The organism is Pseudomonas cremoricolorata DSM 17059 = NBRC 16634, from assembly GCF_000425745.1.
GTDB classification, from domain to species: Bacteria; Pseudomonadota; Gammaproteobacteria; order Pseudomonadales; family Pseudomonadaceae; genus Aquipseudomonas; species Aquipseudomonas cremoricolorata.
The window spans coordinates 235,989-250,260 of record NZ_AUEA01000009.1; the positions used below are offsets into that span (position 1 = coordinate 235,989).

The window sequence follows — 14,272 nt, forward strand, 5'->3', positions numbered from 1 at the left end:
GTGCTCAACGGCTCAGGCGCCGTGGCACTTCTTGAACTTCTTCTCGCTGCCGCACGGGCATGGGTCGTTGCGACCCACGTCCTTCAGCGTGTTGCGCACCGGCTCCTGCGGGGCGTGGTTGCAGTGCGGGCCATGCACATGGCCGTGGTCGTGGTGGTCATGGTCGTGGTTGCAGTCCGGGCCATGGACATGAGGTTGCTGGGTCATCGCGGGTCTACTCCTAGTGAAAATCGCCGGGGATTATCTCACCGCTGCGCCAGAAGTGCAGGCTTCGATAGAACAGCATGCCGGTGTTGAGCTCACCGCTGAGCTGGTAGGGCACCGGCTGCTTGCGGCGGATCACCTTCACCAGCGGCTTGAGGTGGCGCCACAGGTTAGTGCGCACCTCGATCTTGAAGGTGCGTTGTTCGTGCGCAGCCACACTGCGCCACAGGCTGGCGTTGTCTTCGATCAGCGGAATGTCGTTGAGACGTACGTCGAAATCCAGGTTGCGGATGAACAGCCGGCTGTCATTGGGGTTGTCGACGCGCACATGCAGGATGAAGCGCTGCTGGTGCATGGTGGCCTTGACCTTCTGCACCTTGACCAGGCGCAACTGCGGCTCGCGCCAGTCATCGCTGCCCCAACTGGCGCAACCGCCGAGCACGCTCAGCATCAAACTGAGCAGCAAAAGACGAATCGATGCGCTCATCGCTCACCGGCCAGGTAGCTGGCGCAGCATTTCTTGAACTTCTGCCCGCTGGCGCACGGGCAGAGGTCGTTGCGTCCGACCTTCAGTGCCACGGTCGGGTCGATGAAGTACCAGCGCCCGGCATGCTGGACGAAGGCCGAGCGCTCGCGGTGCTGGTGATCGCCGCTGGCGTCGTGCCAGCGCGCGGTGAAGGTGACGAAGGCATGTTCGGGCTGGCCGCCGAACACCTCTGCGCTTTCCACTTCCAGCCCAAGCCAGGTGCTCTGCGCGCTCCAGGCACTGATCGCGGCTCGGTCCAGACCTGCCTGCTGGGCGGGCAGGGTGGTGTCGTGCAGGTAGTCGATCAGGCCCAGCACATACGCGCTGTAGCGCGAGCGCATCAAGGCCTGGGCATCGGGCGCCGGGGTGCCGGCATGCCAGTGCCCGCAGCAGGCGTCGAGCAGGTTGCCACTGCCACAGGGGCAGACCGAAACACTCATGAAATCACCACCAGTACTTGCCAAAGTTTTCCGGGTTGGCCCAGAACCGCGCGTTGAGCCAGTCCGGGACCTGCTTGTAGTCACGTAGATCATAGGTGAACAGGCGCAACTGCTGGGTGTCGCGGCTGAACGTCTCGCTGGCCGACAGGGCCAGGGCGTAGAAGTCGGTGTCATGCCAGCCACAGGCCTGCAGGTCAGCCAGCACCGCTACTTTGCTGGCGTTGAGATTGCGGATGCCGCCCAGCAGTTCCAGGCCGTTGCGCTTGGGCAGGTGCTCCAGGCATTCGACCAGCACGGCAAGGTCGTAGCGTTGTGCGGCGATGTGGCTGGGCAGGGCTGCGGCCGGTACGTGCTCGATGAGCGTCTGCGGATGGGCCTGGGCGAAGGCGTCCAGGGCCGGGAAATGGCTGCCGACCAGCAACAGTCGCTGCGGCGCGACGCGCTCGAGCAGCGCGGCCAGGGCCTGCTGCGGCGTGCGCTGGGAAATATTCAAGGTCATCGAGGTTCCTCGCTCAGAGCGCTCAAGACTAACGGTCTGCGGCCTGCGGGCATAGAGGCTGCGGCGCTCACTGATGGCCCAACACTGGCAGAGCCGGCATGGCGGGTCTTTACTGCGGTGGATCGGTCATCGGCCGACGCCCCCCATTAGGAGAAGCAACCCATGAGTACAGTTCGCACCGCGATACCTCTGATTTTGCTTACCAGCCTGATGACCGGCTGCGCCGGCCTGCAGAAGACCGATTGGCCCAAGTGCGCTGCCGTAGGCGGTGTCGGCGGCGCCGCCCTGGGCGCCATCGAAAGCTCCAGTTGGGCAGGCTGGGGCGCGTTGCTCGGCGGCGGCCTGGCCGCCGGCTACTGCTGGGCCCACGGCGATGGCGATGAGGATGGCGACGGCGTGCCGGACAGCCGCGACAAGTGCCCGGGCACGCCGCGCGGCGTTCAAGTCGATGCCACCGGTTGCCCACTCAAGGCGCCGGAGCCAGCGCCGGTGGTCGAGGAAGTGGTGGTGGTCGAGAAACAAGAGGTGATCGTGATCCGCGACGTGCACTTCGAGTTCGATTCGGCGCGCCTGACCGCCACCGACAAAGAGCGCCTCAACACCATCGCCACGCGCCTCAAGCAAGAAGCGGCCAGCGCCCGTCTTAGCGTCACCGGGCACACTGACAGCGTCGGTGCCGAGAGCTACAACCAGAAGCTGTCCGACCGTCGCGCCCATTCGGTGACCGATTACCTGATCGGCAGCGGCGTACCGCGCAGCAGCTTCGTCTCGGTCACAGGTGCCGGTGAAAGCCAGCCGGTGGCGGATAACGCGACGGCCGAAGGGCGTGCGATGAACCGTCGTACCGAAATCAAGATCGACCGCTGAGCTGCGCAGCCCACGGCAGGCCGTCACTGCCGTGGGCGTTTGGTGATGACTCTGCGCCAACCGTTCAACCAAGGAGCGCCGCCATGGGCGTGATTCTCAACCTCGGCAAGGCCCTGACCGTGCTGTTCTGGGGCGTGGTGCTGTTCAATCAGCTCGTGCCGCAGGCGATGCCCTTCAGTTTGCTGATAAAGGCTGCAGGGCTGTGCCTGTTCAGCCTGCACGTGCTGGAAGTGCTGTGCTTCAACGCCAGCCTGCGCGGGCGCAGCCACCGCTGGTTCGACCGCTTGCAGATCTTGCTCACCGGCATGTTCCACGTCATGTCGCTGCCCCGACCGACGCCGCGCACCTGAGGCCTCAGAAGCTCCAGCGGGTGCTGGCGATAGCCACTACCAGCAGGCCCAGCAGCAGGTTGATGCCCACCATCCGTCGGATACGCGCCAGCGCGCTGGCCCCGGCTGGCCAGTCTTCACGGGCCAGCGCATCACGCAATTGTGGCAGCAGCAGGGCATGGATGCGCAGGAACACCGCAACCATGACGATGGCCCCGCCGATCATCCACTGCACGTAGCGCGGCGCGGTTTCGAAGCCGCTGAAGCGGCTGTGGATCAGCGCCACACCGCTGATCGCCAAGGTCGCCACTGCCACCCAGACCCATCCGAAGAAGCGTGGGAAAACTTCCCCCCATAAACGCAGCCGCGCCGGCCCTTCCAGCGCTTTGGCCATGGCCGGGCGCAGCACCATCCAGGCGAAGAACATGCCGCCGACCCAGACCAGCGAGGCCAGGACGTGCAATGTGTAGGGCAGGGCATGGACGAGCATGAGGATCTCCGAAGGCATAAACGGCGTGAGGCAGGTATGATAGCCGGCCCGTGTAAAACACTGAAAATATATCCAGCCCTTCGGGCGCGCAGACCATGATCAGCAACGAACTCAAAGCCACCATCCAAGGCGCCTATACGCGTTTCCTCGAAGCCAAGGGGCTCAAGCCGCGCTATGGCCAGCGCCTGATGATCGCCGAAGTCGCCAAGGTGCTCGGCGACATCGCCGTGGACGACGAAGGGCGCCGCGCCGGCGACCCGGCCGTGGTCGCGGTCGAGGCGGGCACCGGTACCGGCAAGACGGTCGCCTACAGCCTGGCCGCCATTCCTGCGGCCAAGGCTGCCGGCAAGCGCCTGGTGATCGCCACCGCCACCGTGGCCCTGCAAGAGCAGATCGTCTTCAAGGACCTGCCCGACCTGATGCGCAACAGCGGCCTGAACTTCAGCTTCGCCTTGGCCAAGGGCCGTGGGCGCTACCTGTGCCTGTCCAAGCTCGACGTGCTGCTGCAGGAGGGCCAGGCGCAGTCGGCCACTGCGCAACTGTTCGAGGAAGAGGGCTTTCACCTCGACGTCGATGAACGCAGCCAGAAGCTGTTCAATTCGATGATCGAAAAGCTCGCCGGCAATCGCTGGGACGGCGACCGCGACAGCTGGCCCGAAGCGCTCGAGGATCAGGACTGGATGCGCCTGACCACCGACCACAGTCAGTGCACCGGCCGCCACTGCCCGAACTTCCAGCAGTGCGTGTTCTACAAGGCGCGCGAAGGCATGGGCAAGGTCGATGTCATCGTCACCAACCACGACATGGTGTTGGCCGACCTGGCCCTGGGCGGTGGCGCGGTGCTGCCCGATCCTCGCGACACCCTGTACGTGTTCGACGAAGGCCACCACCTGCCCGACAAGGCCATCGGCCACTTCGCCCACTTCTCGCGCCTGCGCTCGACCGCCGACTGGCTCGAGCAGACCGCCAGGAACCTCACCAAGCTGCTGGCCCAGCATCCGCTGCCGGGCGATCTGGGCAAGTTGATCGAGCAAGTGCCGGAGCTGGCGCGGGAAATTCGCACCCAGCAGCAGTTCATGTTCACCCTGTGCGAGCAGGTCGCGGATTTTCGCCCAGGCGAAGACAACGAAGGTCGCGACCGCCCGCGTTATCGCTTCGAGGGCGGGGTGATCCCCGAGCAGATCCGCGAGATCGGCATCGAGCTGAAGAAGGGTTTTTCCCGCCTCAACGATCTGTTCACGCGCCTGGCCGACCTGCTCAAGGAAGGTATGGATGGCGAGGTCAACATCGGCATCGCCAGCCACCAGGCCGAAGAGTGGTATCCGCTGTTCGGCAGCCTGGTGACCCGCGCCCAGGGCAACTGGGAACTGTGGACCGCCTTCACCGCCGAAGACCCTGAAGACAGCCCGCCGATGGCGCGCTGGCTGTCGCTGGCCGAAAATGGCGCGCTGTTCGACATCGAGGTCAACGCCAGCCCCATTCTTGCCGCCGAGATGCTGCGGCGCAGCTTGTGGAATGTCGCCTATGGCGCACTGGTCACCTCCGCGACGTTGACTGCGCTGGGCAAGTTCGACCGCCTGCGCATGCGCTCCGGGTTGCCGCGCGACGCAGTCACCTGTGTGGTGCCCAGCCCGTTCGTGCACGGTGATGCCGGCGTGCTGCGGGTGCCTGACCTGCGCGCCGACCCGCGCGATGCGGTGGCGCACACCGCGGCGATCATTCGCGAGCTGCCGGCCATGGTCGAAGACGCCCGCGGCGCCCTGGTGCTGTTTTCCTCGCGCAAGCAGATGCAGGACGTGTTCGATGGCCTGGACCGCGACTGGCGCAAGCTGGTGCTGATCCAGGGCAACCTGTCGAAGCAGGAAACCCTCAACAAGCACAAGGCCCGGGTCGACGATGGCCAGCACAGCGTGCTGTTCGGCCTGGCCAGTTTCGCCGAGGGTGTCGACCTGCCCGGTGCCTATTGCGAGCACGTGGTCATCGCCAAGATCCCCTTCGCCGTGCCGGATGACCCCGTGGAAGCGGCGCTGGCCGAATGGATCGAAGCCCGCGGCGGCAACCCATTCATGGAAATCGCCGTGCCCGACGCCTCGTTGCGGCTGATCCAGGCCTGTGGCCGCCTGCTGCGCACCGAACAGGACCGCGGCATCATCAGCTTGCTCGACCGGCGCCTGGTCACCCAGCGCTACGGCAAGGCTATCCTCAATGCGCTCCCGCCCTTCCGGCGGGAAATTGCCTGATCGCCGGTGCATGATGCGCCGGCTCGTTGTCTTCTATTCGGTCGTGAGCCCTGTCGGGCTCTGAAGGAGTGCTACCGCCCTATGATTCGTCGCAGCCTGCCTGCCGTACTCAGCCTGTTGCTCAGCTCGCCCGCGTGGGCCGGGCAGCAGACGCTGTTCAGCTTCGTCCGCCCGACCTCGGTGATCAACGTGGTCACCCAGGACGCGGGCCTGCCGCAGTACAACGCCGAGCAGACGGCCCAGGGCGAAGTGCTCAGGCGGGTGGTGTTCAATCCGGCCGAGCGGCCGACCTTGCGCCTGACGCCGCACGCCGGCAGTTGGGACTGGTCCGCCGGGCAGTTCCTCACCTTGCGCCTGCAAAGCGGCATGGACTGGGCGCTGAGCGTCGATGTGGTGGTGCAGGACAGTGCCGGCAAGAGACTCACCAGCCGCATCGATCTGCCGGCCGGGCCTGCGCAAACCGTCATGCTGCCGCTCACCGAGCGTTCGCCGCTGAGTCAGGGCATGCGCGCCGGGCCGCCGATGCCATGGACGCACCAAGGCCAGCGCGTGCTGCTCACCAGCAGCGTCGGCCAGGTCGATCTCAAGCAGGTGACCTCGGTCAGCCTGAGCATCCCCAGGCCCAATGTGGCGCAAAGCCTGTTGATCGAGCGCGTTGGCCTGCAGGATGACGACGAGGCCTTCAAGGCGGCCTATGCCGGCCTGATCGATGAATACGGACAATCCACCCGTGGCCGCTGGCCCGAGAAAATCGACAACGATGAGCAGCTCAAGGCCGCCGTCCGCCGCGAGCGACAGCAGGTGCAAGGCTGGTTGGCCGAGCACGGCAAAGCGTCGCTCGATCCTTACGGCGGCCTGCTGGCCGGCCCGGCTTTCGAAGCCAAAGGCTTCTTTCGCACCGAGAAGCGTGCCGGCCAGTGGTACCTGGTCACCCCAGACGGCCATGGGTTCTTCTCGCTGGGGATCAATGCCGTGGCCGCCGACGGCGGGCGCACCTACGTGGCGGGGCGCGAATCGATGTTCAAGGCCTTGCCCGAATCAGGCCAGCCGCTGGCGGCGTTCTATGGTCAAGGCAACAACGACGATGGCAATGCATCGTCCCAGGGGCGCGGCTTCAAGCAAGGCCGCTGGTATGACTTCTATGCCGCCAACCTGCAGCGCAGCCACGCCACGCCGTGCCCGCCAGCCGAGCAAGGCCAGGCGTCGGCCGAATGCCCTGCACCACAGGTAGACGCCAAACACTGGCAGACCCAGGCCATCGACCGTTTGCTGGCCTGGGGTTTCAACACCTTGGGCAACTGGAGCGACCCGGCCCTGGGCCAGACGCAGCGGGTGCCCTACACCTTGCCACTGTCGATCGTCGGCGACTACGCCAGCATCAGCACCGGCATGGACTGGTGGGGGCGCTTGCCCGATCCGTTCGACCCGCGGTTCGCCATGGCCACCGAGCGCGCCGTGGCGATCGCTGCCCGCGACCACCGCGACGACCCCTGGCTGATCGGTTATTACGCCGACAACGAACTGGCCTGGGCCGCCCCGGGTGGCGATCCGAAAGCCCGCTATGGCCTGGCCTACGGCACTTTGCGCCTGACCACCGACGTGCCGGCCAAGCGCGCCTTCCTCAAGCAGTTGCGCGACAAGTATCGCAACCAGCAAGGCCTGTCGAAGGCCTGGGGTATCGACCTGCAAGCCTGGGAACTGATGGAAGACCCAGGCTTCGAAGCGCCGCTGCCCAACCCCGAGCATCCCGAGATCGAGCGCGACTACCAGCACTTCCAGGAAGTGTTCGCACAAACCTACTTCAAGACCGTCGCCGATGCCCTTGACTGGCACGCGCCCAACCACCTGCTGCTTGGCGGTCGCTTCGGCGTCACCTCGCCCGAGGCGGTCAAGGCGTGCGCCGAGTTCTGCGACGTGCTGAGCTTCAACCTCTATACCCTCAAACCTGAAGATGGCTATGACTTCGCCTGGCTCAGCGAGCTGGACAAGCCGGTGCTGGTCACCGAGTTCCAGTTCGGTTCGCGCGACCGTGGCCCGTTCTGGCCGGGTCCGCTGGAGTTGCCGCGCGAAGAAGACCGTGGCCCTGCCTACGAGACCTTCCTCAAGGCCGCGCTGGCGCAACCGACGATCGTCGGCGCGCACTGGTTCCAATACCTCGACCAGCCGGCCAGCGGTCGCTTGCTGGACGGCGAGAATGGCCACCTGGGCTTGGTGGCGATCACCGATGTGCCCTGGAGCGGCTTCATCGAGGCGGTACGCAAAGCCAACCTGGCACTCACCCGCCAGCTGGCTCAGCGGCTGCAGCAACCGGCCCCTTGATCGGCGTCAGGCCTTGGGCGTGGGCGGGCGACGTCCGTCGCGCCGAAGGACGCTGGCCGGTAGGCAAAACCGCCAACTACTGAAACAATGCACGCCTTTGCCAACAGGTCAGTGGGAGCGGGCGGTGCAGATCCAGGGTCACTATGAGCTGAAGTTCGAAGCGCTGCGCGATGCCTTCGCCGCGCTGTTCGACGATCCTCAGGAGCGCGGCGCGGCGCTGTGCGTGCAGGTGGGCGGCCAGACCGTGGTCGACCTCTGGGCCGGCACCGCCGACAAGGACGGCCAGCAGGCCTGGCATACCGATACCATCGCCAACCTGTTCTCGTGCACCAAGCCGTTTGCCGCGGTGACTGCGCTGCAACTGGTCGGTGAAGGCAAGCTCGACCTCGATGCGCCGGTGGCGCGCTACTGGCCGGAGTTCGCCCAGGCCGGTAAGCAGGCAGTGACGCTGCGCCAGTTGCTCAGCCATCGCGCCGGGCTGCCGGCGATTCGCCAGTTATTGCCCGCCGAAGCACTGTACGACTGGCAGGCGATGACCGCCGCCCTGGCTGCCGAGCAGCCCTGGTGGACCCCGGGCAGCGAGCATGGCTATGCCGCCATCACCTATGGCTGGTTGATCGGCGAATTGATTCGCCGCGTCGAACAGCGCGGCCCTGGTGAGTCGATCGTCGCTCGCACGGCCGCGCCCTTGGGCCTGGATTTCCACATCGGCCTGGCTGACGAGGAGTTTTACCGTGTGGCGCACATCGCCCGTGGCAAGGGCAATGCCGGCGACGCCGCGGCGCAGCGTCTGTTGCAGGTGACGATGCGTGAGCCAGAAGCACTGTCGACCCGCGCCTTCACCAACCCGCCGGCCATTCTCACCAGCACCAACAAGCCTGAATGGCGGCGCATGCAGCAGCCGGCTGCCAACGGGCATGGCAATGCCCGCAGCCTGGCCGGCTTTTATGCCGGCCTGCTCGATGGCAGCTTGCTTGATGCCGAACTGCTCGACGAACTGACCCGCGAGCACAGCCTGGGTGAAGATCGCACCTTGCTGACGCAGACGCGCTTCGGTCTGGGCTGCATGCTCGACCAGCCGCAGGTGGCCAACGCGACCTTCGGTCTGGGGGCGAGGGCGTTCGGTCACCCTGGGGCCGGTGGCTCGGTGGGTTTCGCCGATCCCGAGCACGATGTGGCTTTTGGCTTTGTTACCAATACCTTAGGGCCGTACGTGTTGATGGACCCGCGAGCGCAGCATTTGGTGCGCGTGCTGGGTACCTGCCTTTGATCGGGTAACGCGGGTGTTGCCCGAATCCTTTGTCTATCCTGAAGGCCACTGCACGCGCGTGCTGGCAAAATTCCCTTTCAATTCATGGTGTATCGCTGATGTCCTCACATAAAACCTTAGCTCTCGCCCTGTGCCTGGCCATGACTGGCTGCGCTCAGCACCCGCAAACCGACGCGAGCACCGAGGGCCGTAGCTGGTGGCCGTTTGGCTCGGACAAGGTCGCTGAGCAGGACGTCAAGGACGCGGTCACCGAAAAGGTTGCCCAGGCCGATGCCAAGTCGGCCAGCAAGAATGCCTCGGGCACCCGTTGGTGGTGGCCGTTCGGCGGCAGTGAGGACAAACAGGGGCCGGTTGCCGCAGCGGTGCCGAAGATCGATCAGAAGGCCACCCAGGCCTGGCTCGACCAATACGAGCCGAAAGTGCGCGAAGCGCTCAAGGACAGCAAGTTCGAACTCGAACGCCGCGACGACGTGCTGGCAGTGACCATTCCAGTGGACGGTTCCTACAACCCCGACCGTCCGAACATGCTGCTGCCGGTGACCCTGGCGCCGATCACCCGCGTCGCCAAAGTGGTTGAGGGCGATCCGAAAACTGCCGTGATGGTGCTTGGTCATGCCGACAGCAGTGGTGCGGCCGCGGCCAACCAGCGCCTGAGCCTCGAGCGTGCAGCCTCGGTGTCGGCGATCTTCCGCCTCAGCGGCCTGCAACGTGACCGCCTGACCCTCAAGGGCATGGGCTCGGTGATGCCGCGCGCTGCCAACGACAGCGTGCAGGGTCGCGCACTCAACCGCCGCGTCGAGCTGTTGCTGACCCCGCAGAACACCATGCAGGCGCTGATCGCCAAGTACCAGCAGGCCGCCCCAGCACCTGCTCCGGCAGCGATGGTCGCCACCCAGGACGTCAAGCCGGCCGCCGCTGCTCCAGCCGCCAAACCTGCCGCCAAAGTCGCGGCGAAACCGGCTGCCAAGCCTGCCGCGAAGAAACCTGCTGCTAAAGCCGCCGCCAAGCCCGTGGCGAAAAAAGCCGCGACCCCAGCCAAACCCGCAGCGAAGAAGGCCAGCACCGACAAGAGCGTCGCCGCCAACAGCACTACCAAGGCTGCCAAGACCACCAACTGATCGCCAAGGAACAGCGTCATGACCCAGTCTCTGGCCGATATGCGCCGCGATTACACCCGAGATGGCCTGGCCGAGGAGCAGGCCCCGGCTGAACCATTCGCCTTGTTCGAGCAGTGGTTCGCCGAGGCCGTCAAAACCGAGCAGGCTCCGGTCGAAGCCAACGCCATGACCCTGGCCACGGTAGACGCCGAGGGCCGTCCGCATTGCCGGGTGTTGCTGCTCAAGGGGCTGGATGCACGCGGTTTCACCTTTTTCACCAACTACCAGAGCGCCAAGGGCCAGCAATTGCTGGCCAATCCATTCGCAGCCATGACCTTCTTCTGGCCGGCGCTGGAGCGTCAGGTGCGCATCGAAGGACGCGTGGAAAAGGTCACCGCCAAAGAGTCTGATGATTACTACCAGGTGCGTCCGCTGGGCAGTCGCCTGGGCGCATGGGCTTCGCCACAAAGCCAGGTGATCGCCGATCGTCAGGCGTTGCAGGATCTGCTCGAAGCCACCCGCGCGCGTTTCGCCGACTCCCAGCCAGAGTGTCCCGAGCACTGGGGTGGCTACCGTCTCTTGCCCGAGCGCCTTGAATTTTGGCAAGGGCGTGCGAGTCGGCTGCATGATCGCCTCAACTACCGCTTGATCGCAGGCATTTGGCAGCGCGAGCGTCTCGCCCCTTGATGAGCGCTGCACCGGTGATCATCGCCGGTGCAGTAATCACCGAACAACGTCGGTCACAGGTTCATGTGCAGCATTTTTCGCTCGCCACTGGCTGTACCGTGGCTGAACGAAAGCTGTTTTTTATGAGCCGGTGTCGTGACAGCCGTCCTTGCGCGGCGTCTAATGTACACCTGACCCACGGAGATTCTTCCCATGCGTAAATCCGCTCTGCTGCTGGCGACCTTCACTACCGCGTCGCTGCTGCTCGGAGGCTGTGCCTCCAACCTGTCTGGCGACAGCTACTCCCGTGACGAGGCCCGCCGTGTGCAGACCGTTCGCATGGGCACCATCGAATCGTTGCGTCCGGTCAAGATCGAAGGCACCAAGACGCCTATCGGTGGCGGTGCCGGTGCCGTGGTCGGCGGCGTCGCCGGTAGCGCCATTGGCGGCGGTCGCGGCAGCCTGGTGGCGGCGGTCATCGGTGCGGTCGCTGGCGGCCTGGCAGGTTCGGCGGCCGAAGAGGGCATCACCCGTACTCAAGGCGTGGAAATCACCGTCCGTGAAGACGACGGCAGCATGCGCGCCTACGTGCAGTCGGTTCAGCAGAACGAAGTGTTCCGTGTCGGTGAGCGCGTGCGCATCATGACCGTCGACGGTACCAGCCGCGTTTCGCACTGATCCTGACCCATAAAAAAACCCGACTCGGCATGGCCGATCGGGTTTTTTTGTGCCCGCTGAAGGGCGCAGGTCAGCGCCCTAGGCCACGGCAGTGATGCTTAAGCGCTCTACGCGGTAGCGATCATCGCCAGCGCCACTGCCTCGGCGATGCGAATGCCATCGACCCCAGCCGAAAGAATGCCACCGGCATAGCCTGCACCCTCGCCAGCCGGGAACAGGCCTTTGAGGTTGAGGCTCTGGTAGTTCTCGCCGCGGGTGATGCGCAGCGGCGAGGAGGTGCGCGTCTCGATACCGGTCAGCACGGCGTCGTTCATGTTGTAGCCCTTGATCTGCCGATCGAAGGCGGGCAGGGCCTCGCGGATGGCTTCGATGGCGAAGGCCGGCAGGCTTGGCGCCAGATCGCCCAAGGTCACCCCCGGCTTGTAGGACGGCTCGACGCTGCCCAGGGCTGTCGATGGCCGCCCGGCCACGAAGTCGCCCACCAGTTGCGCCGGTGCCTGGTAATTGCTGCCGCCCATCACATAGGCGTGGGCCTCGAGCCGCTCTTGCAGCTCGATGCCGGCCAGCGGGCCACCCGGGTAGTCGCGTTCAGGGTCGATACCCACCACGATGCCCGAGTTGGCATTGCGCTCGTTGCGCGAGTATTGGCTCATGCCGTTGGTGACCACCCGGCCCGGTTCGCTGGTGGCGGCCACCACCGTACCGCCAGGGCACATGCAGAAGCTGTAGACCGAGCGGCCATTCTTGGCGTGATAGACCAGTTTGTAGTCGGCTGCGCCAAGCTTTGGATGGCCGGCGTACTTGCCCAGGCGCGCCTTGTCGATGATGGTTTGCGGGTGTTCGATGCGAAAGCCGACCGAGAACGGCTTGGCTTCCATGAACACGCCTTTGCCGTGCAGCATGCGGAAGGTGTCGCGGGCGCTGTGGCCCAGCGCCAGGACCACGTGGCGCGACAGCAGTCGCTCGCCGCTTTCCAGCACCACGCCGGTCAGTTGCTCGCCGTCGATCAGCAGATCACTGACTTTCTCCTGGAAGCGCACCTCGCCACCCAGGGCGATGATTTCCTGGCGCATGGTTTCGACCATGCCGGTAAGGCGGAATGTGCCGATGTGCGGCTTGTTGATATAGAGAATTTCGTCCGGCGCGCCGGCCTTGACGAACTCGTGCAGCACTTTGCGGCCGTGGTGCAGCGGGTCCTTGATCTGGCTGTAGAGTTTGCCGTCGGAGAACGTGCCGGCGCCGCCTTCACCGAACTGCACGTTGGACTCGGGGTTGAGTTCGCTTTTGCGCCACAGGCCCCAGGTGTCCTTGGTGCGCTGGCGCACTTCCTTGCCGCGTTCGAGCACGATGGGCTTGAAGCCCATCTGTGCCAGCAACAACGCGGCGAAGATACCGCAGGGGCCGAAGCCGACCACCAGCGGTCGCTCCTGCAGGTCTTGCGGGGCCTGCCCTACATAGCGGTAGCTGACGTCCGGGGCGATGCCGACGTTGCGGTCGTCGGCGAACTTGGCCAGCAGTTCGCTTTCGTTGCTGGCCTGCAGGTCGATGGTGTAGATGAACAGCAGTTCGCTGTTTTTCTTGCGCGCGTCGTAGCTGCGTTTGAACAGGGTGAAGTCGAGCAGTTGCTCGTCGGCGATGCCCAGGCGCTGGACGATGGCCTGGCGCAGGGCATCGTCGGAATGGTCCAGGGGCAATTTCAGTTCGTTGATTCGTAGCATGGTCGGTCGGCCGGCGGCTCTGAACAAACCGCCGATTATAAGCTGTTCGACCGCCTTAACGGCAGGCTTAACGCGTCGCGCCGATCAGCTGTCTCTGGCGCCACCGAAATAGCCGCAGCCTTGCAGGGTCTTGCCGTCGATGCGCAGTTCGGCCCGCAGGTGGCTGATGGCGCCGCTTTGCGGGTCGACGCAGCGTTGCGGGGCCAGCCACAGCTCGACGCGCTGGCCGTTGGCTTCGCTGCTCAGGCTCAGGCCGCCACCTGGAATTTCCTCTTCCAGAAAGGGCAGCGGCAATAGCGGCAGGCCTTCACGCTCGATGACCATGCCACGGTTGCTGGCCTTCACGCCCCAGGCCGGCGACTGACCTTCGGCGCGCAGCGTCAACTGCTTGAAGTTGGGATCGCTGCACGCGTTGCTCGAAGGCTCTAGACGGTACAGCCGCTGCACATCGAACTGGCCATCGCTGTCGGCCTGGCGGCTGCCACCCAGGCGCCCGCGCAAGTCTGCGAACAGGCGTGCCTTGGCGCTGCCGGCAAGGCTGTCGGCTTCCTGCAACAGGCCGGTGTTGCCGGCATCGTTGACCACGAAGCGGCGGTTTTCATTGCACGGCTTGAACAGCAGCTTGCCGTTGCCTGCACTCAGTTCGCCTTGCATGCGCGTGGTGCCGCTGGTGGAATCAGTCGGCTGTTCGGCGAACAACTGGCACCCTGCAAACAGGGGAAGCAGCGCTGCGAGCAGCAGTGGAGGGGTGAGGCGCATGGAAAGCTCCAGCCTTGAGACGAAAAGTGTCGGCCACGTTACCGAGGCGGCGGGGCGATCTCAAGTGCAGGTGGCGAAGAAAAGCCCATGCGGGCATGTGGCGTGAGTTGGGGCGTCGTGGCGGGCGGAGGTATGTGAACCGAAGCGCCGCTTGCACCGGGGCTCGACAT

At 65.1% G+C, this 14,272-nt stretch carries 15 protein-coding genes; 8 read left to right on the plus strand and 7 right to left on the minus strand.

Features of this window, described 5'->3' with window-relative positions; translation table 11 throughout:
- Nucleotides 1-12: 12 nt before the first annotated feature.
- The 4 genes from H618_RS0112320 to H618_RS0112335 are packed head-to-tail and all read right to left on the minus strand — an operon-like array spanning nucleotide 13 to nucleotide 1,669.
- The gene (locus H618_RS0112320; protein WP_028695367.1) at nucleotides 13-207 is read right to left on the minus strand and encodes an SEC-C metal-binding domain-containing protein; all 195 of its coding nucleotides are present in this window, start codon (nucleotides 205-207) and stop codon (nucleotides 13-15) included.
- Nucleotides 208-220: 13 nt separating this feature from the next.
- Nucleotides 221-691: an LEA/WHy family protein gene (locus tag H618_RS0112325; protein WP_028695368.1), complete on the minus strand. Its 471-nt coding sequence runs from the start codon at nucleotides 689-691 to the stop codon at nucleotides 221-223.
- A complete protein-coding gene (locus tag H618_RS0112330; RefSeq protein ID WP_028695369.1) occupies nucleotides 688-1,170 on the minus strand; it encodes a YchJ family protein in 483 nt (160 codons plus the stop codon). Before H618_RS0112330 ends, H618_RS0112325 begins: the two co-directional genes overlap by 4 nt.
- Nucleotides 1,171-1,174: 4 nt before the next feature.
- Nucleotides 1,175-1,669 carry a DUF6231 family protein gene (locus H618_RS0112335; RefSeq protein WP_028695370.1) on the minus strand — a complete coding sequence of 165 codons (495 nt, stop codon included), beginning with the start codon at nucleotides 1,667-1,669 and terminating at the stop codon, nucleotides 1,175-1,177.
- Nucleotides 1,670-1,831: 162 nt separating this feature from the next.
- Here H618_RS0112335 and H618_RS0112340 point away from each other — a divergent pair, with 162 nt between their 5' ends.
- Nucleotides 1,832-2,536 carry a PA1041 family peptidoglycan-binding anchor lipoprotein gene (locus H618_RS0112340; protein ID WP_028695371.1) on the plus strand — a complete coding sequence of 235 codons (705 nt, stop codon included), beginning with the start codon at nucleotides 1,832-1,834 and terminating at the stop codon, nucleotides 2,534-2,536.
- Nucleotides 2,537-2,619: 83 nt separating this feature from the next.
- Entirely contained in the window at nucleotides 2,620-2,886 is a 267-nt protein-coding gene (locus H618_RS0112345; protein ID WP_028695372.1) for a DUF1145 domain-containing protein, read from the plus strand.
- 4 nt (nucleotides 2,887-2,890) lie between these two features.
- On the opposite strand, the gene H618_RS0112350 is transcribed toward H618_RS0112345, so the two are convergent.
- Nucleotides 2,891-3,355 (minus strand): DUF4149 domain-containing protein, encoded by a 465-nt coding sequence (locus H618_RS0112350; RefSeq protein WP_028695373.1) that lies wholly within the window; start codon nucleotides 3,353-3,355, stop codon nucleotides 2,891-2,893.
- Between the two features lie 95 nt (nucleotides 3,356-3,450).
- Between H618_RS0112350 and dinG the strand changes: the two genes are divergently transcribed.
- The 6 genes from dinG to H618_RS0112380 all read left to right on the plus strand — a co-directional run bounded on the left by dinG (nucleotide 3,451) and on the right by H618_RS0112380 (nucleotide 11,625).
- Nucleotides 3,451-5,595 (plus strand): ATP-dependent DNA helicase DinG, encoded by a 2,145-nt coding sequence (dinG, locus tag H618_RS0112355; RefSeq protein ID WP_028695374.1) that lies wholly within the window; start codon nucleotides 3,451-3,453, stop codon nucleotides 5,593-5,595.
- Nucleotides 5,596-5,676: 81 nt separating this feature from the next.
- Nucleotides 5,677-7,914, plus strand: coding sequence for a beta-galactosidase (locus H618_RS0112360; RefSeq protein WP_028695375.1), 2,238 nt, complete (start codon nucleotides 5,677-5,679; stop codon nucleotides 7,912-7,914).
- A gap of 124 nt (nucleotides 7,915-8,038) precedes the next feature.
- Entirely contained in the window at nucleotides 8,039-9,184 is a 1,146-nt protein-coding gene (locus H618_RS0112365) for an EstA family serine hydrolase (RefSeq protein WP_028695376.1), read from the plus strand.
- Between the two features lie 98 nt (nucleotides 9,185-9,282).
- Nucleotides 9,283-10,302 carry an OmpA family protein gene (locus tag H618_RS0112370; protein ID WP_028695377.1) on the plus strand — a complete coding sequence of 340 codons (1,020 nt, stop codon included), beginning with the start codon at nucleotides 9,283-9,285 and terminating at the stop codon, nucleotides 10,300-10,302.
- A gap of 18 nt (nucleotides 10,303-10,320) precedes the next feature.
- Nucleotides 10,321-10,968 carry a pyridoxamine 5'-phosphate oxidase gene (gene pdxH, locus H618_RS0112375; protein WP_028695378.1) on the plus strand — a complete coding sequence of 216 codons (648 nt, stop codon included), beginning with the start codon at nucleotides 10,321-10,323 and terminating at the stop codon, nucleotides 10,966-10,968.
- Between the two features lie 192 nt (nucleotides 10,969-11,160).
- A complete protein-coding gene (locus H618_RS0112380; RefSeq protein WP_028695379.1) occupies nucleotides 11,161-11,625 on the plus strand; it encodes an outer membrane lipoprotein in 465 nt (154 codons plus the stop codon).
- A 107-nt stretch (nucleotides 11,626-11,732) separates the two neighbouring features.
- Here the strand turns inward: H618_RS0112380 and H618_RS0112385 are convergent, their stop codons facing one another.
- Together H618_RS0112385 and H618_RS0112390 are read right to left on the minus strand one after the other, a co-directional pair.
- Nucleotides 11,733-13,343 carry an NAD(P)/FAD-dependent oxidoreductase gene (locus H618_RS0112385; protein WP_028695380.1) on the minus strand — a complete coding sequence of 537 codons (1,611 nt, stop codon included), beginning with the start codon at nucleotides 13,341-13,343 and terminating at the stop codon, nucleotides 11,733-11,735.
- Between the two features lie 84 nt (nucleotides 13,344-13,427).
- A complete protein-coding gene (locus H618_RS0112390; protein WP_028695381.1) occupies nucleotides 13,428-14,102 on the minus strand; it encodes a COG3650 family protein in 675 nt (224 codons plus the stop codon).
- Nucleotides 14,103-14,272 lie beyond the last annotated feature (170 nt).

Coding starts and splice junctions, on each gene's coding strand:
- H618_RS0112320 (WP_028695367.1), bottom strand. CDS start 207: ATGACCCAGCAACCTCATGTCCATGGCCCGGACTGCAACCACGACCAT.
- H618_RS0112325 (WP_028695368.1), bottom strand. CDS start 691: ATGAGCGCATCGATTCGTCTTTTGCTGCTCAGTTTGATGCTGAGCGTG.
- H618_RS0112330 (WP_028695369.1), bottom strand. CDS start 1,170: ATGAGTGTTTCGGTCTGCCCCTGTGGCAGTGGCAACCTGCTCGACGCC.
- H618_RS0112335 (WP_028695370.1), bottom strand. CDS start 1,669: ATGACCTTGAATATTTCCCAGCGCACGCCGCAGCAGGCCCTGGCCGCG.
- H618_RS0112340 (WP_028695371.1), top strand. CDS start 1,832: ATGAGTACAGTTCGCACCGCGATACCTCTGATTTTGCTTACCAGCCTG.
- H618_RS0112345 (WP_028695372.1), top strand. CDS start 2,620: ATGGGCGTGATTCTCAACCTCGGCAAGGCCCTGACCGTGCTGTTCTGG.
- H618_RS0112350 (WP_028695373.1), bottom strand. CDS start 3,355: ATGCTCGTCCATGCCCTGCCCTACACATTGCACGTCCTGGCCTCGCTG.
- dinG (WP_028695374.1), top strand. CDS start 3,451: ATGATCAGCAACGAACTCAAAGCCACCATCCAAGGCGCCTATACGCGT.
- H618_RS0112360 (WP_028695375.1), top strand. CDS start 5,677: ATGATTCGTCGCAGCCTGCCTGCCGTACTCAGCCTGTTGCTCAGCTCG.
- H618_RS0112370 (WP_028695377.1), top strand. CDS start 9,283: ATGTCCTCACATAAAACCTTAGCTCTCGCCCTGTGCCTGGCCATGACT.
- pdxH (WP_028695378.1), top strand. CDS start 10,321: ATGACCCAGTCTCTGGCCGATATGCGCCGCGATTACACCCGAGATGGC.
- H618_RS0112380 (WP_028695379.1), top strand. CDS start 11,161: ATGCGTAAATCCGCTCTGCTGCTGGCGACCTTCACTACCGCGTCGCTG.
- H618_RS0112385 (WP_028695380.1), bottom strand. CDS start 13,343: ATGCTACGAATCAACGAACTGAAATTGCCCCTGGACCATTCCGACGAT.
- H618_RS0112390 (WP_028695381.1), bottom strand. CDS start 14,102: ATGCGCCTCACCCCTCCACTGCTGCTCGCAGCGCTGCTTCCCCTGTTT.